Raw genomic sequence first — 20834 nt, 5'->3', positions numbered from 1 at the left:
GAACACTATTTACAGATCAAATTTAACTTTATCAACTAACTTTAACGCAGCTTCTCTATATTCAGCCACTTTAGTCAATGACAATGGATCTTCTTTAAAGTCACCCCAACTTAGAACCGTTGCTGAAGGTTTCACTTGTGGGTTAACTGGGTATTCCATATTTAATGATGCATAAGTCTGTTGAGCTTTCTCTGACGATAAAAACGTAAGTAGCTTAAGTGCATTGGCTTTATTAGGCGCGTATTTGGTAATTACAGCACCAGATACATTAATATGTGCGCCACGGTCATTTTGATTTGGGTAAACAATGTTAACCGCATCAGCCCATGGTTTTTGCTCTGCATTGTCTAACATCTTGCCATAGTAATAACTGTTACCTAAAGAGACATCACATAAACCTTCTTTAATGGCTTTAACTTGGCCTCTGTCGTTACCTTGAGGTTTACGAGCTAAGTTAGCTTTCACACCTTGTAACCAAGTTTGCGCTTCGGCTTCACCTTTGTGCGCAATCATAGAAGCAATTAAACCTAAGTTATAAGGATGTTTACCACTACGAGTACATACTTTTCCTTTAAATTCAGGAGCCGCTAGCGCTTCGTACGTTAACGCTTTTGCGTCAGCCACTCTGTCTTTTGATGCATAAATATTGCGAACACGTTTCGTGAGGGCTATCCACTGCCCATTATCATCACGGAAATGTGCTGGTACATTTTTATCAATTTCTTCACTGACGATTTCAGATGTTAATCCTTCATCTTGTAATTGCAGTAATTTACTAAAGTTAGACGTTAGCACAACATCTGCAGGGCTATATTTCCCTTCACGTTTAATTCGTTCTATTAGCCCTTTCTTGGCAAATACCACTTTGGTTTTAATGCCTGTTTCAGCTGTAAACTTTTCTAAAATTGGGTCTATTAAAAATGACTGTCTAAATGAATAGATGTTAACCGTTTCGTCTGCGGCGGCTAAAACATTAAATGTGCTTAAAGTTAAAAGTGCGAGTACAAATTTTTTCATGAGTATTAAGATCCAATATGCGACTAGTTGCAAGTGAGAATTATTCTCAACAATTTTAACAATGGCTGTCAGAAAGTACAGAATTAAATTTGATTTAAAACCAAAAAACAGTCATTTTTACATCTCATTAGACATAATAATAAAATTAGAGACAATTTAGTGGTTAAAAATATTGCACTTGTCGCACACGACAAAAAAAAGCCAGAGATTATAGAGTGGGCTAAAAAACACCAAGCCAAGCTTTCCCAACACAATTTATTTGGTACAGGCACCACGGGTAAGTTAATCAAAAATGCGTCCCCTGAGTTAAATATAACGCCATTAAAGAGCGGCCCTTTAGGGGGTGATCAACAACTTGGCGCTATGATTTGCGAAGGGAAATTAGACATCCTATTTTTCTTTACCGATCCGATGACCCCCCAACCACACGATGTGGATATTAAAGCCTTATTGCGCTTATCTACAATGTATAACTGTGTTGTTGCTTGTAATTTAGCCACCGCCGACTTTGTTATTGAAAGCCCTCTGTTTGAAGAACCTCAAGTTCACACAACTGACTTTAGTGAATACGCTGACAGAAGTATTTAACTCAATGTTGGAATGCACGTCTTTAGTTAAGCGTTATGGTCAGCAAGAGGTTATTAAACTATTCAACCATAGGTTTTCTGCTCGTATTACAAAAGTCACAGGTGCTAATGGCAGTGGTAAGTCCACGTTATTAAGGATGTTAGCTGGACTTGAGTTGCCAGATGAAGGCCAAATACATTCAGCAGTGCCTTTATCAGAATTGGTTTCACTTAGTTCCGACAGTATTATTCCACCTGAATTTTTGACTATTGCTGAAATCACTTCGCTGTTTGAGCGTTATAGCAGTTTTAACCTAAATTATTACCACCAACTCATTGAGCAGTTAAATCTCAAAGAGTTTGAGTATAAAAAGTTTGTTAATCTCTCAACCGGAACTAAAAAGAAGTTTTCTGTTATTTGGGCCTTATCGCAAAAATCAGGCGTTCTTATCCTTGACGAACCCTTTGCAAGTTTAGATCAAGACAGTCACGTTACCGTTAAAAATATAATTGAAGCGGATAGCCGAATACTCATCTTTGTTGATCATGAAAATATATTAGAATTTGACGAATCCATTAATGTTTAACCAAGTATTCAGTCAAAAACAGTCAATACATAAACAACAAAACCAGTTATATCGCATCATTTTTTTCTGCTTAGTTTTGTTCAGTCCTGTACTCTTATTGTTAGCTCCACTACCTGGATATTTAATCTACCAAGGTACTGAGCATTTCTTTTCTCACATTTTAGGTTGGCTGATCATCACGCTTATCGGGGTATTTGAGGGATACTTATTTATGTCCGTTTGGCAAAAAAATGAATTGGTGTTTTTTAAGTATTTATTCGGCAAAGACTTTAACAAAAACCTGTTAGTTTCCTTTTTCCAATCTAGTTTTTTATTGCATTTGTTTATTTGGGCGGGTTATATCAAAGCTGACGTTTCCGTTTCTAACCTACTATTAACCGCAGCGATTTACCTTTATAACGCATGTATTTTTATTGTCTATTTAAAATATAAACTGGCCACCAAAACCGAGCTGAACATAACTTGGCCGAATACAAAAATCATTGTTCATCTATTTTTAAACGGCAATCTAACTTCTATCATTTTATTAATCTTAGGCAGTCTTATATTTAGCACTTTTTTGTTTAATGTAGAAAAAGCAGATGTCATATTGTCCATTGCTAGTTTGTGGTTGTTGCTGAATGTCTACCTGATAGCACAAGTATGGCGTGCTCATAAAGTAAATCTAAACCAGTATTCCATGTTTTTAACTACGATAAGCCCCAAATATATGAAAACGATTAAGGCTGTCGCGACAGTCAACTGGTGTGTTATTTTTATTACTGTATTAACACTCAATATATCTATTGCAGCGTTGCAGTTAATCAACCATTGATAAATGCTGTGCCATTGCTTTCATAATACGGTCTTTATTGGCTCTAAGTCGATAATCGTCGGATTGATCTATCCACTGAATTACACCATGTTCGTCAACCAAAATGGACGTAGGAATTGACATAGATTTAAACTTAAGTTGGTGTGGCTTAGGGAAAGGCAAACCTAACAAAGTCATAATATTATCTGAATCTGCACCAAATGCTTTGTGATGCTCAACGCCATACTGTTTCACAACATTTAGCTCTGGGTCAGATAATAATAAATGGCTTAACTTATCTCTTTTAGCATGAAATATAGATTGTTCAACTGTGTCACCAGAAAGCGCGACAATTTGAACCCCATACTTATCAAACTCAGGCTTCATTTCATCAAACATAGTTAACTCTTTACTGCAGTATGGGCACCATGAACCACGATAGAACTTTAGTAAAACTCGTTTACCCATTAATTCGTTTGTTGAGAAATTATGACCATTTGCGGCCTTAATGCTAAAAGGAATTAAAGAGTCACCAACACGCACTTTTATATTACCAACCGGTGTCTTTCTCTGCGACAAAACCCACAAGAAAAAACAGCCCATAAATATCGAAATACTCGATAACAAAACAACAGGTATAACACTCAAAACAGAGCCCGGTATAGCTATATAAATAGCCACACTTGCTGAGGTTATTCCCAATAATAAGGATACGATTAACCCAATTGGGAAAACCGGTACTTTGTTTTTCATTAACTTGGAAAAATACATTGCAATACCAGTCAGTGATATAATTAACCCCAAAACAGAAACAAACAGAGCCGAAAAATTCATATAATGTTGCCTACTTTTAACTTGTACTCACTAGTACAATTGACATTAATGTACCAATGAGTACAATTTATATCAAGACGTTATTATGTATAGAAACGAGCATGGGTAAAAAAAGACAATTTGATGAAGATGAAGTGTTAAAGATTGTTGCTGACCATTTTTGGAAACACGGTTATTCATCAACAAAAGTAGACCAACTTTCTGCGATTACAGGCTTAACTAAGACCAGTATTTATCATGCTTTTGGTAATAAAGAGACTTTGTTTTTGCGAGCTATTGATTTTTATATTGAGAAAGATCTTAGTCAACATATGAAAACGATAGACTTAGCGAATTCTTTATCTGAAAACATAGAGAGCTTGTTATCCCAAATATTCTTAAATGACGCTAACGAACACTTAGCCAATGGCTGTTTTCTAACCAACAGTATTTTGGAGTTAGCTGGCAGTGACCCATTGTTACACGATGAAGCCACTAAACGTTTTGCCAAAGTGCAACAATCCTTTTTGCCGATATTTGATCATTACATCGAAAATGACTTACTGAAGTCAGACGTAAGTTGCACTGCGTTGACTGATTTTTTCATGACCTTCTTTCAAGGCCTACGAGTGCAATCTCGTAATCAAACTCAACCTCAAGCGTTAAAAAATGCGATTAGTATGTTTGTTGGATTAATAAAAACAATAGAAAAAGAAAACCCTTAACATTGCTATAAGGTTAAGGGTTTTCTTGATATTGATTTAACTGAACTAGTCTATTTGAGCAACATCAATTTTATTGGCCAAATATTCACGGATCTCAGCTTCCATTTGGTCTGCTGCACTGTCGTTATCAATGCGTTTTTTCTGACGTTGGCCATTAATATAAAAACCACTGCGTTTATTTGCCCCAGCTAAACCTAAATCGGATACTAAGGCCTCTCCAGGTCCATTCACAACACAGCCAATAACGGATACGGTGATAGGTTCAATAACATCTTCTAAACGTTCTTCTAACTGGTTCATGGTTTGTACAACATCAAACTCTTGCCTTGAACAACTTGGACAAGCAATAAAGTTAATTCCACGAGAACGAATACTAAGGGATTTTAATATGTCAAAACCCACTTTCACTTCTTCTACAGGATCGGCGGCAAGTGAAATTCGTAAAGTATCACCGATACCTTCAGACAATAACATGCCTAAACCCACAGCGGACTTAACAGCGCCAGAACGGAAACCGCCAGCTTCTGTAATACCAAGATGAATAGGTTGTTCTATTTCTTTTGCTAATAAACGGTAAGCGCCAACGGCTAAATGTACATCAGACGCCTTTACACTGACTTTAAAATTGTGGAAGTCATATCGCTGCAGAATATTAACATGACGCATTGCTGACTCTAACAGGGCCTCTGGACAAGGTTCATGATACTTTTCTTGAATGTCTTTTTCTAACGAGCCACCATTTACGCCAATACGTATTGGGATATTTTTTTCTTTGGCAGCATCAATAACCGCTTTGATCCTTTCTTCACTACCAATATTACCCGGGTTTATGCGCAAACAGTCCGCACCATACTCTGCCACTTTTAAGGCGATTCGATAGTCAAAATGAATATCCGCAACCAAAGGAATATCAACTAACTGTTTGATTTGTTTAAATGCTTCAGCCGCATCCATAGTCGGCACAGACACTCTTACTATATCAGCACCTGCATTTTGCAGTGCTTTAATTTGATTGACGGTTGCCTCTACATCTAATGTATTGGTATTGGTCATTGATTGTACTGAAATAGGCGCATCGCCACCTACTGGTACATTACCAACCATTATCTGTCGTGATTTACGGCGGGTTATCGGGTTTTCACCAAACATCTATTTCTCTCTACAATTAAAAAAGGCCGAATAATCAGCCTTTAATCTTTAAAAACTTAATGACGCTATTATAAAGCTTCTATCTCGAATCGGGCTACTCTATTTTTAGGTAAATCAGCAATACTAAACGGTTTGCCATTTACCCAAATTGAAACGCCGTCTGGGTTTCCAAGTAATACATTTAATGGGCCTTGCGCATTTAACGACATCAAATACCCCGCAGGTTTATTACCAATCGCAATTCGGTCACCACTAACATCGTGAACTTCAACCCAGCATTCATTTTCAAACTTCATTTCAACTTTGATAAAACCTTCTTCATCAATTTCACCATTATCTGCCACGGCTGCTTTTTGTGATGCCGTTAAGACAACCGGTTGTTGAATAGCGGGTTGTTCATTCTGCTCAGCTACTTTAGCTAATTCTGCAGGGGGAATAGTTTGATTTAAATTGCTTTCATCTTCACCTTGATCGGTAACAACGGCCGTGGCTTCAAGTTCTGTTTTTACTTCATGTGCGGCAACAACAATATGATCATCGGAGCCAGCAACCGGGGCAAAATCACTATATTGATTATCCTGCATCCACCAAATAATTAGAGCTATGATTAATACAACTCCAAATACCCAAGAAATAAGCGATAACCTTTTTTCTACGGCTTTACGTTTATTTCGGCGTGAAAAAGACTGCATATCTTTATCAGGCTCATCATAAACCACACCAATGGTTTCAACTTGAGGTAGTACTAGTTCTTCTGCTACGTTTACTTTTTTAGCGTAAGAACGGATATATCCACGTACAAAAGTCTCAGGTAAATTTTTAGGAATTCGATCTTTTTCAATAGCCTCTAGTACATGTAGAGGCACTTTGATTTGGTCTGCTAAATCAGCCAAATCAATATTTAAAGCTTGTCGAGCCGAAACTAGAATTTGTCCAGGACTTTGTTTTTCTTTTTGTTCTTGGTTCGTTTGCTCAGTCATTACTAAAGCTGCTCCACTTCCACTTTTAAAATTTTAGTTCCCGCGGTGACAACACCGTCTTGTTTCACGTTATTCCACTGCATTAATTTATCCAAAGGAACATTCAATTTATCTGCAATTGTTGACAGATTATTCGTTTCTTTAACGGTATAAAACACATCCGGATTACGAACATACAACTTGTCACCAACATTAATCTGCTGTTTCTTTAACTTATTCCACTTCATCAAAGCTGAAATTTGAACGTTAAATTTAATAGAAACTCGATACAAATTTTCACCATACTGAACTGTATACCGCGGAATTTCAACATTATCGACATTTATATCTAAGATTGGAACACGTTCAATAATTTCAATTCCTGAGTTTTCACCTTGTTGTGAAATGATTGTTTCCTCTGGTAACGATAAATCTTTGCCTATTCCCACAACGGAATGCACGCTGTTAGGGTTAACAACTAAGGCTGGAGACGACTCTTGCTCGCTTTTCTTGTTAACATTCATAACACTAGCATTTGTATTAGGTTTTAGACTTGATGACTTTTTACTTTTAGCAACGATTACCCCACCGATTGTGTTATTTCGTCTTTGTAGTTGCAAATATCTATGTTTACGTTGTTCAAAAACAGATTCACTTAATAAGTCCGCGTTTAATAATAAGTTCTCACGACTTAAAGGAAACTCAGTGGTTAAACGTTTACGGAACTGTTCGGCAATATCATAACGCCCGGCTGAGCTTTCTAATAATACCCCAAGCAATAAACTGGAAGATGTATCATCAAAATGAGATAAATGATGTTCATATAAATCAAACGCGACAGGCATATTGCCTAATGCATATTGTAATGAGATCAGGTTAATTAAGGTTTCAGAACGATTGGGGTTATGTTGATAAGAGGTTGTTAGATAACTAACTGCTGAATCAAAATCATCAGACTTTAAAACACACAAAGCCATGTTTTCGTAACTTTCGGCAACTTGAGTATAACTTGGTGTCGCGATCGCTCGTTTGAATTGAATCGTCGCTTGTTGATGATCACCCAATTCACATAAAAACACACCATAATTGTTTAATGTATCTGGGTTATTGGGCTCTATCTTTAATGAACTTTGATAAGACTGTTCGGCTCGTTCAACCTCACCAACCGCTTGATAATAGTAAGCTAAGCTGTAATGCACGTCCGCCCGGTTAGGTGCATATTCCAACGCTTTATCTAGATTAAATTTAGCTTGAGGGTAGTTATTATTACGTAAATACCCTAAGCCTAATAATAATCTGGATTTAGCCGCATCTTCTTTATCAAATGCCAACGCACGAACTTTTTGGTTTGAATCCACGTAAGATTGTTCGGTGACACAACCTGTTAATAATGCTAATCCCAAGCAATAAATGGCGGTTCGCAACATCCTAAAGCGCATAGTCGATCTCAATAATTTGGTAAAGTAGTTAAATAAATTTAAACTATCTTGACCGAAATTGAGTCACCTTTCACCTGTTTTTTTAACATCCGTTTTGTACGATCAACAACATCACCAGCTAATTGCCCACACGCAGCATCAATATCATCGCCACGAGTTCGGCGAACAATACAAGTATACCCTTCTTCTTGCATGACTTTGGCAAACCTATCCACTCTTGAGTTTGATGATTTTCCATACGGAGCCCCTGGGAACGGGTTCCATGGGATAAGGTTAATTTTAGATGGTGTGCCACGTAATGTTTGAGCCAGCTCTCGCGCATGATCCATGGAATCATTGATGCCGTCTAACATCACGTATTCAATGGTAATATCTTGATTTGCTGTAGAACCATCAATGTAACGGCGACAAGCTGCTAAAAATGATTCGATGTTATATTTTTTATTCACAGGTACTAAGATGTCACGTAATTCATCATTAGGCGCATGTAATGAAATCGCTAATGCAACATCAATTTTTTCTTTTAATAAATCCAATGCTGGAACAACACCAGAAGTACTTAGCGTAACGCGGCGTTTAGACAAACCAAACGCAAAGTCATCCATCATTAGTTCCATTGCTGGAACAACGTTATTAACATTTAATAATGGTTCACCCATGCCCATCATAACGACGTTGGTTACGGCTCTGTTGGTTGATAAACCATCCCAACCAATGTCTTGTACTACACGCCAAACTTGGCCAATGATTTCGCCCACTTTTAAGTTGCGATTAAAACCTTGAGCACCCGTTGAACAAAATGGGCATTCTAATGCGCAACCAACTTGAGAAGAAACACACAAGGTGGCGCGATTCCCTTCTGGGATCCAAACCGCTTCAACTTCTTGGCCATCTTCAAGTAATAAGGCATATTTGATGGTCCCGTCGGTCGACTCTTGACGAACGCTGATCTCTGGCGCTTTTATGACACATTTTTCTTTTAATTTGGTTCTAAGGACTTTTGAGAAGTTGGTCATCTCATCAAAATCGGTTTTCCCCATTTGATAAATCCATTTAACAGCTTGGTCGGCTCGAAAACCTTTTTCGCCAAATTCATCAGCAAAAAATTTACGCAACCCTTTGCGGTCAAAATCTAAAAGGTTGATTTTGGGGGTAACAGGAGTAGATGTTTCAACAGTCATAAAAGCCTCTTTGTAACTTATATCTTGGTTCTCTTTAAGATTGCCCTTAAAGAAATGGATGCGTTATTACACGCGTACTTTGTTTTTCTAATAACTCTAATGCCGATATCTCAAAGCGATTAGAAAAACAAAAAGGACTCAGATTACCTAAGTCCTTTTTACGTCATCTATAAATAAACGATAAATGTTCACCCTGTTATGCAGGTCAACATTTAGTTAAGTTTATATTAACGAGTACGTGGGCAAACTTCTTCAGCTGTGAAGAAATAAGCAATTTCACGAGCTGCTGATTCAGGAGCATCAGAACCGTGACAAGCATTTTCATCGATAGAAGCAGCGTAATCAGCACGTAAAGTACCAGCTAAAGCTTCAGCAGGGTTAGTCGCGCCCATGATTTCACGATTTTTTAATACTGCGTTTTCGCCTTCTAAAACTTGAACCATTACTGGACCAGAAGTCATGAAAGAAACTAAAGCACCAAAGAAAGGACGTTCGCTGTGTTCTGCATAAAAACCTTCAGCTTGTTCTTTTGAAAGGTGAACCATTTTAGAAGCTACAATGCGTAAGCCTGCAGATTCAAAACGGTTGTAGATAGCGCCAATTACATTTTTAGCAACTGCGTCAGGTTTGATGATTGAAAAAGTACGTTCTAAAGCCATGTTAAACTCCAAGGTTTAATGTTTAAAAATTATAGGGTTCTAAAATTTAGGGCGCGAATTATACGTTAATTATTTTAAAATAAATATGGGAATAACCACTATTAACAAAGTTATGTTAATTGCGCTATCCTTGCTCCCTGCCTAAACTGGAATTCTCTGTTTGTTTCTAGACAACACATACAAAAATTTATACACGATGGACTTAATTTAATGGCTCAGCCACAGTTAGTAACTGAATTACTCAAAACCTTAAAAGCAAAATACCAAGTTGTTCTAGATGATGCTGTATTGTTTTATGAACAATATGAGTCTTTATACGGCGTTTACGCAAAAGAATCTCAACGTGTTATTGAGATTAAACATCAATTATCTACAATTCATGGTTACAAAAAAAAGCATGGCTCTTTTCCAAAAATAAAAGGGCAAGACAGTACCGATGCTTACATTAAAGAATTAGAGAAAATCAAACAAAGAGCGCAATCGGAAATTGATCACGTAGAGCCTGATGTATTAGAAGGGTTTGAAAAGCGTCAAGCTTTGTTAACAGATATAGCAAATTCTATTGCAAAAATGATGATCAGTGAACGTGATGCTAGTCAGTTTATTGCCACTATGATGTTACGTGCTCCCCTTCCTGCCGATAGCAGTCGCTGCCCAACCAATGAGAAAAACAAACCTATTTATATTGCGGCTTTAGCCATTTCGTTGTTAAAACAACTCACTAGCCAGCAACTCATTGAAGAAGATTACATTACACAACGGGTTCCGCCGCTTGTTCCAGGTGAGTCTCACCCAGAGCAGTTAGAATATCCACAAGAGATGTTAAGTGATTATATTAACGAAGTTTTAAACCCAATAATTATAGCTGTACTAATCCATAACATTGGCAGTTATTCTGTTGAAGCTGAACGTATTTATAAAGGTAACCGTTATAGGATGCTTGATGAGGAAGCCCGTAAGAGTTTAATCAATATTATTCATTCAGCCACCAACGATTATTTACATTATGGTTTTGGCAAACCTCAACAAGAAAAAATGGACGAAACACAATTTGAACTTGAAATGGAAAAGTTTGAGTTGACCCAAACCATCGTGAATGATTATCCAAAATCACAAAGCCCTATTGGTAATTTGTTGCGTATTCCCATGATTTACTCTTCATTTATGTTATCAACCAAACCCCAACATGATTTTAAATTAAGTTTTAAAGCCTATGACATTTTAAAAAGTGGTATTGATAAAAATGTTGTATACGCACCTTACGGTGAAGTGTTTTTAAATATGGTTGGCCAATATCCACTTGGTTGCGGAATTTTCTTTATTTCTAAAGAGACTGGCTTGCCAGAACGAGCTGTGATTTCCAGTTTGAACCCGCCAAAACCAACAAGTGCTATCGTGAAACAATTAACACGACGCCAAGTAAAATTTGACGATCATACGCAAGTAGCCGCAAGTGAAGAATATATAGTGTCTAACGACATCGCTCGTAAAAAATCTGACTTTGCCGCGCCGTATTATAAAAAACAATTTCCAACTGGCTTTTATTGGAACCCGGCAGAACCTTGGGAAAGAGATATCGATCATCAGAAGTTTTGGCGTCGAGATAATAAAATAAAGTCAAATTAAACCACGTATTTAACGAGCGCTTCTAATCTAGTTGCGCTCTGGTGTTTCCCCTTAAATTCATTAAACTACTTGGTATCAAAACTTAGGAGTTTCCAATGAAGCTAAAATCCATTTTATTGATATCAACCATGTTGTTTATCAACGCCTGTACCGACAATTCAGTCGCCAGCACAACCACTCTATTCCAACAGTTATTAGATGAACATTGGCAACATGCCACAAAAGAACAAGTGTTTTTCCGAAATGACCCTGATACATTCAGAATGAATGGCAAACTGCCAGATATGTCCGAAGCCGGTAGAACAAGAAGAGCTGAATATAACCAAACCTTGTTAAACCGCTTAGCCGAAATAGACTTAAGTAAATTGAGTGACGCTGACCAAGTAACTTATCGTTTATTTAAATACGAACGTGAGACAGAAGCTAAAAGCTACCAGAATATAGACCATTATTTCCCAATGAATTATTACGCGGGATACCACAGTTATTTTGCTGGTGCGCCGGGGAACATGTCGTTTTTAACCACCAAAGACTATGACAACTACTTAATTAGTTTGGCGGATTTCCCTCGTTATAATCAGCAGCATATAGATGATTTAACTGTCGCTATCGAGAAAGGGTATACCCAATATTGCGAAACCTTTAAGAACTATCACAAGTCAATAAGCAAACATATCGTCGATAATATTGAAGACAGTAACTTTTGGGCACCTCTTGCCAATATCCCAGCTAATTTTAATGAACAAGACAAACTGACTTACCAAACTAAAGCAAAACAACTGATTACTGACGTTGTTATCCCTGAATATAAAAAGTTTTATTCCTTTTTCACTCAAGACTATATGAGCAATTGCAGAAAAACAGCAGGTATTAGCAGTGTTGACGGCGGCGCAGAATTCTATGAGTACTTAATTAACTACTTTACAACCACTGATATGACGGCAGATGAAATTCATCAAATTGGTTTAGAAGAAGTGAAACGCATACGCCAAGAAATGCAGCAGATCATCAAGCAAGTTGGCTTTAAAGGTGACTTCAAAGCCTTTATTGAGTTTTTAAGAACAGATCCTCAATTCTACGCGACGACTGAACGTGACCTGTTAGAAAAAGCCAGCTATATCAGCCGTAAGATGGCTGCTCAATTACCTAAATGGTTTTCTTTATTACCAAGAACGCCATTTGATATTAAATCCAGCGCAAGCGGTGCGTATTATGTTGGTTCAGATGGAACAGGAACAACGTCTGGCACTTACTTTTTAGCCACCAAAAATCTTGCTGCAGAACCGCTATATACACTAGAAGCGCTAACGTTCCATGAAGCAGAACCAGGGCATCACTTACAAGGTTCTATTGCTAGAGAAGTGGATATGGCGGAATTTAGAAAAATATTATCTCATTCAGCCTTCACCGAAGGATGGGGTTTATATTCTGAGAAATTAGGCAAAGAAATGGGCTTTTACCAAGACCCATACAGCGACTTTGGCCGTTTAACTTATGAAACTTGGCGTGCCTGTCGCTTAGTGGTTGATACGGGTATTCATGCTAAAGGTTGGACTCGCCAACAAGCTATTGATTATTTAGCCGAGAACACCGCGTTAAGTATGCCTGATGTTATAGGGCAAATTGACCGTTATATCAGCTGGCCAGCACAAGCTTTGTCTTACAAGATTGGTGAGATAAAAATGATAGAGCTAAGACAGTTAGCAGAAAAAGAACTTGGTGAGCAATTTGATGTTAGGGCTTTCCACGATCAAATATTAAAGAATGGCAGCCTACCATTAGCGTTACTGGAAGAGTTGACTAAAGACTGGATAGCTAAACAAAAAAGTTAACCTAATCATGCCCCAAACAAGGCAGTACAATTAACCACCAGATAATAAAAAGCAACGAACATAACTCAGTTATGACGTTGCTTTTTTTGTTCCAACTTTTATTTAACTTAGAGTCAAACGAACCTATGATATTACGACTTAGTATCGCTGGCTTTGTTATTTATACTCATTGTTTCTGTTGGCGGTAACATGCCTTTTAATAACCGACCAAATATATCGGCACCGGTAATAATACGTTTCTGCTCACCCCATACTAAAAGTACATCATGCTCAATAACGCCATCAAAATTCTTATCCGTGGAAGTATTCACTTTCATTTCCAATATGGCTTCATTTAACGATGTGGATTCGTCCGTTAATACCACTGGACGGTGGCAATAATGATAAGGGTCAAACTCATTTGGTTGAAATAATGCCGCTCTTGAAAAACCATCAGCATCTAACACTAACAATGGCCAACCGTCTTCGTTGGTTAAGATCACCCAGTTATAATCGGTTTGATTTAATAACACTAAAAACGGGTCATCCGCTGTATTGGTCATTTCAGGGATAATGGGTAAATCTAATTTAGTTGGCAATGCTAGAATTGATTTAGGGTCGATTAATTCCCCCTCTTCAATAACTTTAATTTCATCCATTGAGAAAAAGTTAAGCGCGCCAATGCCTTCAACATGGTTTAAGTCGGCTTCTTCGGCAGTGATATGAGAACGAATTATGTTACGTAATTCACTTTCCTCAAAGTAAGTAATACCTTCTTTACCCAACCAAGCATCAAGTACCAAGCCTGTAGGTTTCGCCACTATATAAAATAGAAACTGATAAAAACGTACGATTGGTGACAAAATACTGCCCATTTTTAAAGCATTACGTGAAAAATAAGCCTGTGGGGTTATTTCACCAATTATGGTTATCGCGATTGTCGAGAATAAAAAGGCACTTACGCCAGCCAACACAGAGTCTGACAGTAAAGTTAACAACACATTAATACAAACATTGCCCCATAAAATGGTGGCTAATAAGAAATTTGAGTCATCACGTAACTTAAGGATCTTCTTTGCATCTTTGTTGCCCTTTTTAACTTCAACTTCGAGGTGTAACCGGCTGATTGAAAATAGCGCTAAGTTCAAGCCTGAAAATATAGCCGATTGTGATATACAAAGTGCAATAGCGCACCAAATGATTATGTCTGTTGACATGAGTAATGTCCTAGTTAGGAAGTTAAGCGGGGAATATAGTCTATTTTCCTATAATTTCATTAAATATATTTTTGTCGTTTCAACAAATTATGCTGTGGTAATAATACAACAAACAAATTCACTTACTTTATGAGTGAAAAGGCATGTATTATGTTGCCAATATCATTACTTTTTTATCCATCGAAAGAAGATCACATTGAACGACATAACCGTAACTATCAACACTGGAACAATACGTAAATTTCAACCTTTGATCATTTGGTTCGCCAGCATCTTATTTCTCGCCTTAGGCGTATATTTAACCCTCATCAATTATTGTGATATTGAGTGGTTAACCCGCAGTGGTTGTGTTGTCGTCATGTTAGGGATCTGGTCTGGAATGGGTGGCATAATTGAAGAACGCATATTAACAAAACGGTTTGATGTACAAAGAAGAATAGCGTTATCCCGCGCCAAACTTAAATTACGAAAAATTAATGCTCCGCAAGAATACGTTGAAAAAGAAATAGAGTCGATTGAAGAAGATTACGAACAAAAAATGGAACAACTTAGAAATAAAGTACGATTACAATTAGGTATTCTGGAAGTTTCTTTGTTGATAACCGGTACTTTTGTTTGGGGTTTTGGCGACTTATTTTTTAAATTAAGCTTTTAGGATCAGATTAACATATGTCTAACAATCAATGGTGGGGCGACTTTACATTCGACGATCAACAAATCAAACGTTGGCAAATTGGAGAACGAGCGATCACAATCAAACGTTCGGTTAATGAATGGAATTGTTGGAACTATGAAACCAGTGATGAAATTGATCTGCCCATTGAGTTAGTAGATATAGAACAAAGCACTGATAATTCCGAAAAGATGTTTGGTCGATATTTAGAAAATAACTCTGAGGGTAAAATTAGAATTTCACCTAAGTTGGCAGACCGTTCTGTAGTCACGCGTCCGGCCACCCCGTTAACCTTATTAACCGGTGAAAAAACACAATTATTCATTAGCACGCCTATTTGGTTTAGCGCTAAAACGCTTTCAAATAATCAGCAGTTCATTGATTTACCCTTCTGGCGACCTTCTGACTCTTGGTTTGGCGCGTCGACCATTGATGGTCAATTATGTTATGCAAAGTATACATCGGCCAGAATACAACTTGCCCACTTAGAAAAACGTTCTCACCGAGCGATTACCCCTATCACTGTAATTAATCACCAAGACAAACCTTTGGTGATAGAACGTCTTAATGTGCCAGTTAATTTATTAAACTTATATTGCGACGACCACAATCAATTCTGGACATCCGGGATTACGGTTAAAACCGAAAGTCACTCTCGCAATGTTGAAATGCACATTAATGAAAAAGTCCCAAAAGAAGTGCAATCCTATGAGTTGATTAGCCCACCTCGTATTGTCTCAGAAACGAATAAACTAATACGCAACATCAGCAACTTACTCGGATAAGAATATATTTATGGAATCCATTATTGAATTGATAGAGTTAATAAAAACCTCGTTTTTATACTCTTTAATACAAGCACTGTTATTACTGATCATTGGTTATATTGTGAGTCGTTTAACCAGTGGCATTGTTGCCAAAGTGGTTGAAAATAAAATGACGACTCATGGCCAGTTTTTGTTAAAAAGAACGGTGTTTTACACCATTTTAACCTTGTTTACCTTATCTGCATTAAAACACGCAGGATTTGATTTAAGCATATTATTAGGAGCAGCAGGACTGTTTACTGTGGCAATAGGTTTTGCCTCCCAAACATCCGCATCTAACTTAATAAGTGGTTTATTTTTGATGGTAGAAAGACCGTTTTCAATATCGGATGTTATCAAAGTAAGTGATATTACCGGAGAAGTGATCTCTATAGATTTATTGTCAGTCAAACTACGTACATACGATAATCTATTTGTTCGTATTCCAAACGAAAGCATGATCAAAACACCAGTCACCACGCTAACTAAATTTCCGATAAGGCGCGCCGATTTAAAAGTAGGAATCGCTTATAAAGAAGACATTGAACGGGTAAGGGAAGTGTTATTAGACATTGCCGCTAAAAACGTGATTTGTTTAGACGAACCAGCCCCTCTATTTATCTTAACTGGATTCGGCGACTCATCTGTAGATATTCAATTTTCTGTTTGGGCTAAAAGGGAAAATTTCTTACAACTCAAAAACTCCATGTACCAACAAATTAAGAAAACCTTTGATGAACAAGGTATTGAGATTCCGTTCCCACATGTCAGTTTATACGCTGGAAGTGAAACCAAAACGTTCCCAATACAAATAGATACCGACAACAATAGGTAAAGAATTGATTGGCTTGACCTTTAATTGAGTTAAAAAAAGACCTAATCCACATTGTGATTAGGTCTTATTTATCTTCATTTAATTCATTCTGAGTTAACAGGCTTTAACTAACAAGACCCCTACTTTAAACTCCAGAACTTCGACCTTAGTTCCTTTTGATATGGGTTGATCAGACTCTACTTTCCAATCAATACCTGAATAATGATGTTTACCCACAACGCCATTATCTATGTCCTGCTCTAGAGTAAATTGATAACCATCTAAGTCTGAAGTAACTTTTTTATGCTCACTTTGTGATTGTAATTGTTTTAATGGTTTCCATAATAACAAACTAAATATTGCGGTTAATATGGCCACTGAAATCAACACTGTGGCAGTACTATCTGAAATAATACCAAAATATATCAAGGCACCAGAAACCAACATAGCCAAACCAATTAAGGTTAAAAAGAAAGTAGCGAAACCAAATACTAAAACATCAATCACTGCCATCAATAACCCTACGGCCATTAACGACTGACTCACATCAGAAAATAACCACATAATGACTCCCAATTAACTTTGTTTTGTATTTAATGTATTGATGATTGTCATTGCTTGAGCAACCACACTGGACGCCTCTGATGTACCATCTGGTAATAGAACAACGGTAGACTCTTTGGCTATAGCTTGTTTAGCGGCAATCGCTTTTGTCGCTAGGTCTAATTGAATTGCGCTTTGGCCTTGTTCCGTTTTAGCAATATTACCTATGAGCTCTAAGGCTTCCGCTTGTGCTTTAGCAACTTGTAAAATAGCTTGAGCTTCACCTTCCGCACTTAAAATTTGTTCTGCTTTTTCACCTTCAGCTGCCAATACTTGCGATTGTTTTTGACCTTCAGCTACGTTAATTGCCGCTTGTCGATCGCCTTCAGACTCTAACACTTGCGCACGCTTTTCACGTTCGGCTTTCATTTGACGTTCCATTGCTTCCATTACAGAAGAAGGTGGCACTATGTCTTTTATTTCATAACGTAATACCTGCACGCCCCAAGGTGCAGCAGCATCGTTAATCGCGGCTACGATATTAGCATTCAAACTGTCACGTTCTTCAAAGGTCTTGTCCAATTCCATTTTACCAATTTCACTACGCATCGTTGTTTGTGACAACTGCACAACGGCAAATATATAATCATCGACACCATAAGACGCTTTATATGGGTCAAGTACTCTAAAATATAAAACACCATCTACGGTTAAAGATATATTATCTTTAGTGATGGCTGACTGGCTTGGCACATCAATGGCCTGTTCTTTTAATGAGCGGTCATAACCAATTTTATCAATAAATGGCACAATGAAGTTTAATCCCGCTTCAATGGTTTTATTAAACTTACCAAATCGTTCAACCAAGAAGGCTCGATTTTGCGGTACAAACTTGATTGATGATTTGACTAATACAACAACTAATAACAGTACCGCAAACTCAAACGTAAGTACGGTAGACAGTAATATTTCCATTTTTATATTCCTTAAGACTTGGATAATAACAACCGCTTCATTAATGCAAACAAACAAGAGAATGTAAACCGATTTCGTTTTTGGATAGATAAAGTACAAATCAATAAAAGCAGTTTAAAACACTTAGAGTTTTGGTCACGTACTTTGCAATACATTTTCAAAAAGTAGCTAATAGTTGACCCTAATTACATGAAACCTATCGCCTAATTTGCCTTTATCCCTAGACATTGACCTTACATTTAAATAACGTAAGGTTGGAACCAATTTAACTGGATAAAGAATAAATGAATAATAAAAAACTCTCTTTAAGTTTGGCTGTCATTTCAGGCTTATTTTTAGCAGGTTGTGGTCAACAATCTAGCACCTCAAGTACCGCACAAAATAGTCAATTAGCAGAAGTAAAAATGGATAAAGTTATGTACCCAGTCACTAAAAAAGGTGATGTTGTCGACGAATATTTTGGTACTAAAGTACCGGATCCATACCGTTGGTTAGAAGACGATATGAGTGCAGAAACGGCTGATTGGGTTAAAGCACAAAACAAAACTACCCAAGCGTATTTAAGTAATATTCCTTATCGTGAAAAAATTGAACAACGTTTATCGGCATTACTAGATTACGAAAAAGTTGGAATGCCGTTTATCGAAGGTGACTATAGCTATTTCTATAAAAATGACGGTCTGCAAAATCAATATGTATTATATCGTCAAAAAGAGGGTGAAGAAGCTGAAGTATTCTTAGATCCTAATACGTTTAGCGACGATGGTACCGTATCTCTTTCAAGCATTGAGTTCACGAAAGATGGCTCTTTAGCTGTTTATTTAATTTCTGAAGGTGGAAGTGATTGGCGTAAAGCAAAGATCATCGACACGAAAACAAAAAAAGAAGTCGAAAACGAACTGATAGATATAAAATTCAGTGGATTATCTTGGGTTGGTAATGAAGGGTTTTACTATTCTAGTTACGACAAACCTAAAGGCAGCGAGTTGTCTGCTAAAACAGATCAACACAAACTTTATTACCATAAATTAGGCACGCCTCAATCACAAGACACCCTAATTTTTGGTGGTACAGAAGCTGAGAAACATCGTTATGTTGGTGGTAACGCTACTGAAGATGGAAAGTATCTTATCGTCTCAGCTGCCGTTTCGACTTCAGGCAACCGACTATTTATTAAAGATTTAACCAAAGCTGATTCCAAATTAATCCCAGTTGTTACCGATACCAATTCAGATACATATTTATTAGACAGTAAAGGTGATGAATTATTATTAGTCACCAATATGGATGCACCCAATAAACGTGTTGTTAAAATGGATGCCGCCAATCCAGCGCCGACTAATTGGGTGGATGTGATACCAGAAACAGAGAACGTTTTATCTGTATCTACCGGTGGTGGTTATTTATTTGCTAAATACATGAGACATGCAACGTCATTTGTTCAACAGTTTGATTTAGCGGGTAACAAAGTACGAGACATTGAGCTGCCAGAAGTAGGCACCGCTGGCGGTTTCTGGGGTAAGAAGAGTCAAGATAAGGTTTATTACTCGTTTAGTAATCAAAAAACCCCTAGCACTATTTTAACTTTAGATGTTAGCTCTGGCGAATCGAGCGTTCACTTAAAATCAAAAGTGAAATTCAACAGCGATGATTTTGAGTCTAAACAAATATTCTACACCTCAAAAGACGGTACCAAAGTACCTATGATCATTACTCACAAAAAAGGCATTAAGCTAGACGGAAGTAACCCTACCATTCTTTATGGTTACGGTGGTTTTAATGTGAGTTTACAACCTCAATTTAGCTCGACTCGTGCAGCTTGGTTAGAACTTGGTGGTGTGTACGCTGTTGCTAACCTTCGTGGTGGCGGTGAGTATGGTAAAAAATGGCATGACGCAGGTACACAGCTAAAAAAACAAAACGTATTTGATGACTTTATTGGTGCCGCAGAATACTTGATTAAAGAAAAAGTAACCTCTTCTGAAAAGCTGGCTGTTATGGGTGGGTCTAATGGTGGTTTATTAGTGGGTGCTGTGATGACTCAACGCCCTGAGCTGTTCAAAGTTGCTTTACCGGCTGTTGGTGTATTAGATATGTTGAGATACCACACCTTCACATCTGGTGCTGGTTGGGCTTACGATTATGGTACATCTGAAGATAACAAAGAGATGTTTAATTATCTACTAGGTTACTCTCCTGTCCACAATGTTAAAGCAGGCGTGGAATACCCAGCTACCTTAGTCACCACTGGTGATCATGATGATCGTGTGGTACCAGCACATTCATTTAAATTTGCCGCCGAGTTACAAGCGAAACAAGCTGGTTCAAACCCAACACTGATCCGCATAGAAACAGATGCAGGTCACGGTGCAGGAACGCCAATTAGCAAAACAATAGAGCAATATGCCGACATATATGGCTTTACTCTATATAACATGGGCGTTAAAGATATTTAACCCACTGTCTCGTCCTAAAATACGT

Annotated in this window: 20 protein-coding genes; 10 read left to right on the top strand and 10 right to left on the bottom strand. The window is 37.5% G+C overall.

Annotation, left to right across the window (positions count from 1 at the left end):
* Nucleotides 1-9: 9 nt before the first annotated feature.
* A complete protein-coding gene (locus tag KO505_RS01590; protein ID WP_216053692.1) occupies nucleotides 10-1017 on the bottom strand; it encodes a Fe(3+) ABC transporter substrate-binding protein in 1008 nt (335 codons plus the stop codon).
* A 159-nt stretch (nucleotides 1018-1176) separates the two neighbouring features.
* Here KO505_RS01590 and KO505_RS01585 point away from each other — a divergent pair, with 159 nt between their 5' ends.
* The 3 genes from KO505_RS01585 to KO505_RS01575 are packed head-to-tail and all read left to right on the top strand — an operon-like array spanning nucleotide 1177 to nucleotide 2984.
* A complete protein-coding gene (locus KO505_RS01585; RefSeq protein ID WP_216053691.1) occupies nucleotides 1177-1605 on the top strand; it encodes a methylglyoxal synthase in 429 nt (142 codons plus the stop codon).
* Nucleotides 1580-2170: an ATP-binding cassette domain-containing protein gene (locus tag KO505_RS01580; RefSeq protein WP_216053690.1), complete on the top strand. Its 591-nt coding sequence runs from the start codon at nucleotides 1580-1582 to the stop codon at nucleotides 2168-2170. Before KO505_RS01585 ends, KO505_RS01580 begins: the two co-directional genes overlap by 26 nt.
* Nucleotides 2163-2984: a hypothetical protein gene (locus KO505_RS01575; protein ID WP_216053689.1), complete on the top strand. Its 822-nt coding sequence runs from the start codon at nucleotides 2163-2165 to the stop codon at nucleotides 2982-2984. Before KO505_RS01580 ends, KO505_RS01575 begins: the two co-directional genes overlap by 8 nt.
* Here KO505_RS01575 and KO505_RS01570 read toward each other — a convergent pair.
* On the bottom strand, nucleotides 2970-3797 hold the full coding sequence (locus KO505_RS01570; protein WP_216053688.1) for a peroxiredoxin family protein: 828 nt from the start codon (nucleotides 3795-3797) through the stop codon (nucleotides 2970-2972). The genes KO505_RS01575 and KO505_RS01570 overlap by 15 nt on opposite strands.
* 101 nt (nucleotides 3798-3898) lie before the next feature.
* Between KO505_RS01570 and KO505_RS01565 the strand changes: the two genes are divergently transcribed.
* Nucleotides 3899-4501, top strand: a complete 603-nt coding sequence (locus KO505_RS01565) for a TetR/AcrR family transcriptional regulator (RefSeq protein ID WP_216053687.1) — start codon at nucleotides 3899-3901, stop codon at nucleotides 4499-4501.
* A 45-nt stretch (nucleotides 4502-4546) separates the two neighbouring features.
* On the opposite strand, the gene ispG is transcribed toward KO505_RS01565, so the two are convergent.
* The 5 genes from ispG to ndk all read right to left on the bottom strand — a co-directional run bounded on the left by ispG (nucleotide 4547) and on the right by ndk (nucleotide 9888).
* On the bottom strand, nucleotides 4547-5650 hold the full coding sequence (ispG, locus tag KO505_RS01560) for a flavodoxin-dependent (E)-4-hydroxy-3-methylbut-2-enyl-diphosphate synthase (RefSeq protein WP_216053686.1): 1104 nt from the start codon (nucleotides 5648-5650) through the stop codon (nucleotides 4547-4549).
* A 68-nt stretch (nucleotides 5651-5718) separates the two neighbouring features.
* Nucleotides 5719-6630, bottom strand: coding sequence for a RodZ domain-containing protein (locus tag KO505_RS01555; protein WP_216053685.1), 912 nt, complete (start codon nucleotides 6628-6630; stop codon nucleotides 5719-5721).
* Nucleotides 6631-6632: 2 nt separating this feature from the next.
* Nucleotides 6633-8048 carry a type IV pilus biogenesis/stability protein PilW gene (pilW, locus tag KO505_RS01550; protein WP_216053684.1) on the bottom strand — a complete coding sequence of 472 codons (1416 nt, stop codon included), beginning with the start codon at nucleotides 8046-8048 and terminating at the stop codon, nucleotides 6633-6635.
* A 38-nt stretch (nucleotides 8049-8086) separates the two neighbouring features.
* Nucleotides 8087-9229: a bifunctional tRNA (adenosine(37)-C2)-methyltransferase TrmG/ribosomal RNA large subunit methyltransferase RlmN gene (locus KO505_RS01545; RefSeq protein ID WP_216053683.1), complete on the bottom strand. Its 1143-nt coding sequence runs from the start codon at nucleotides 9227-9229 to the stop codon at nucleotides 8087-8089.
* A gap of 227 nt (nucleotides 9230-9456) precedes the next feature.
* Nucleotides 9457-9888, bottom strand: a complete 432-nt coding sequence (ndk, locus tag KO505_RS01540; protein ID WP_216053682.1) for a nucleoside-diphosphate kinase — start codon at nucleotides 9886-9888, stop codon at nucleotides 9457-9459.
* Between the two features lie 210 nt (nucleotides 9889-10098).
* Here ndk and KO505_RS01535 point away from each other — a divergent pair, with 210 nt between their 5' ends.
* Together KO505_RS01535 and KO505_RS01530 are read left to right on the top strand one after the other, a co-directional pair.
* Nucleotides 10099-11514, top strand: coding sequence for a hypothetical protein (locus KO505_RS01535; RefSeq protein ID WP_216053681.1), 1416 nt, complete (start codon nucleotides 10099-10101; stop codon nucleotides 11512-11514).
* Between the two features lie 95 nt (nucleotides 11515-11609).
* Complete coding sequence (locus KO505_RS01530; protein WP_216053680.1) at nucleotides 11610-13346, top strand: DUF885 family protein; 1737 nt, start codon at nucleotides 11610-11612, stop codon at nucleotides 13344-13346.
* A gap of 131 nt (nucleotides 13347-13477) precedes the next feature.
* On the opposite strand, the gene KO505_RS01525 is transcribed toward KO505_RS01530, so the two are convergent.
* The gene (locus tag KO505_RS01525; protein ID WP_216053679.1) at nucleotides 13478-14542 is read right to left on the bottom strand and encodes a DUF21 domain-containing protein; all 1065 of its coding nucleotides are present in this window, start codon (nucleotides 14540-14542) and stop codon (nucleotides 13478-13480) included.
* Nucleotides 14543-14738: 196 nt separating this feature from the next.
* Between KO505_RS01525 and KO505_RS01520 the strand changes: the two genes are divergently transcribed.
* From KO505_RS01520 to KO505_RS01510, 3 genes are read left to right on the top strand one after another with little or no spacing between them, the layout of a single operon-like run.
* Nucleotides 14739-15197 carry a hypothetical protein gene (locus KO505_RS01520; RefSeq protein ID WP_216053678.1) on the top strand — a complete coding sequence of 153 codons (459 nt, stop codon included), beginning with the start codon at nucleotides 14739-14741 and terminating at the stop codon, nucleotides 15195-15197.
* Between the two features lie 14 nt (nucleotides 15198-15211).
* Entirely contained in the window at nucleotides 15212-16000 is a 789-nt protein-coding gene (locus KO505_RS01515) for a hypothetical protein (protein ID WP_216053677.1), read from the top strand.
* A 10-nt stretch (nucleotides 16001-16010) separates the two neighbouring features.
* Nucleotides 16011-16856 (top strand): mechanosensitive ion channel family protein, encoded by an 846-nt coding sequence (locus KO505_RS01510; protein WP_216053676.1) that lies wholly within the window; start codon nucleotides 16011-16013, stop codon nucleotides 16854-16856.
* A gap of 93 nt (nucleotides 16857-16949) precedes the next feature.
* Here KO505_RS01510 and KO505_RS01505 read toward each other — a convergent pair whose 3' ends face one another.
* Together KO505_RS01505 and KO505_RS01500 are read right to left on the bottom strand one after the other, a co-directional pair.
* The gene (locus KO505_RS01505) at nucleotides 16950-17399 is read right to left on the bottom strand and encodes an NfeD family protein (RefSeq protein WP_216053675.1); all 450 of its coding nucleotides are present in this window, start codon (nucleotides 17397-17399) and stop codon (nucleotides 16950-16952) included.
* Between the two features lie 12 nt (nucleotides 17400-17411).
* Nucleotides 17412-18353 carry a slipin family protein gene (locus KO505_RS01500; protein WP_216053674.1) on the bottom strand — a complete coding sequence of 314 codons (942 nt, stop codon included), beginning with the start codon at nucleotides 18351-18353 and terminating at the stop codon, nucleotides 17412-17414.
* Nucleotides 18354-18637: 284 nt separating this feature from the next.
* Between KO505_RS01500 and KO505_RS01495 the strand changes: the two genes are divergently transcribed.
* Nucleotides 18638-20809: a prolyl oligopeptidase family protein gene (locus tag KO505_RS01495; protein ID WP_216053673.1), complete on the top strand. Its 2172-nt coding sequence runs from the start codon at nucleotides 18638-18640 to the stop codon at nucleotides 20807-20809.
* The last annotated feature ends 25 nt before the right edge of the window (nucleotides 20810-20834 follow it).

The organism is Psychrosphaera sp. F3M07, from assembly GCF_018860345.1.
In the GTDB taxonomy this organism is placed as follows: domain Bacteria; phylum Pseudomonadota; class Gammaproteobacteria; order Enterobacterales; family Alteromonadaceae; genus Psychrosphaera; species Psychrosphaera aquimarina.
The sequence above is the reverse complement of the archived record's forward strand: the minus strand, read 5'-3'. Positions and strand labels throughout refer to the sequence as shown.

Coding starts and splice junctions, on each gene's coding strand:
- KO505_RS01590 (WP_216053692.1), bottom strand. CDS start 1,017: ATGAAAAAATTTGTACTCGCACTTTTAACTTTAAGCACATTTAATGTT.
- KO505_RS01575 (WP_216053689.1), top strand. CDS start 2,163: ATGTTTAACCAAGTATTCAGTCAAAAACAGTCAATACATAAACAACAA.
- KO505_RS01570 (WP_216053688.1), bottom strand. CDS start 3,797: ATGAATTTTTCGGCTCTGTTTGTTTCTGTTTTGGGGTTAATTATATCA.
- KO505_RS01565 (WP_216053687.1), top strand. CDS start 3,899: ATGGGTAAAAAAAGACAATTTGATGAAGATGAAGTGTTAAAGATTGTT.
- ispG (WP_216053686.1), bottom strand. CDS start 5,650: ATGTTTGGTGAAAACCCGATAACCCGCCGTAAATCACGACAGATAATG.
- KO505_RS01555 (WP_216053685.1), bottom strand. CDS start 6,630: ATGACTGAGCAAACGAACCAAGAACAAAAAGAAAAACAAAGTCCTGGA.
- pilW (WP_216053684.1), bottom strand. CDS start 8,048: ATGCGCTTTAGGATGTTGCGAACCGCCATTTATTGCTTGGGATTAGCA.
- KO505_RS01545 (WP_216053683.1), bottom strand. CDS start 9,229: ATGACTGTTGAAACATCTACTCCTGTTACCCCCAAAATCAACCTTTTA.
- ndk (WP_216053682.1), bottom strand. CDS start 9,888: ATGGCTTTAGAACGTACTTTTTCAATCATCAAACCTGACGCAGTTGCT.
- KO505_RS01535 (WP_216053681.1), top strand. CDS start 10,099: ATGGCTCAGCCACAGTTAGTAACTGAATTACTCAAAACCTTAAAAGCA.
- KO505_RS01530 (WP_216053680.1), top strand. CDS start 11,610: ATGAAGCTAAAATCCATTTTATTGATATCAACCATGTTGTTTATCAAC.
- KO505_RS01525 (WP_216053679.1), bottom strand. CDS start 14,542: ATGTCAACAGACATAATCATTTGGTGCGCTATTGCACTTTGTATATCA.
- KO505_RS01515 (WP_216053677.1), top strand. CDS start 15,212: ATGTCTAACAATCAATGGTGGGGCGACTTTACATTCGACGATCAACAA.
- KO505_RS01510 (WP_216053676.1), top strand. CDS start 16,011: ATGGAATCCATTATTGAATTGATAGAGTTAATAAAAACCTCGTTTTTA.
- KO505_RS01505 (WP_216053675.1), bottom strand. CDS start 17,399: ATGTGGTTATTTTCTGATGTGAGTCAGTCGTTAATGGCCGTAGGGTTA.
- KO505_RS01500 (WP_216053674.1), bottom strand. CDS start 18,353: ATGGAAATATTACTGTCTACCGTACTTACGTTTGAGTTTGCGGTACTG.
- KO505_RS01495 (WP_216053673.1), top strand. CDS start 18,638: ATGAATAATAAAAAACTCTCTTTAAGTTTGGCTGTCATTTCAGGCTTA.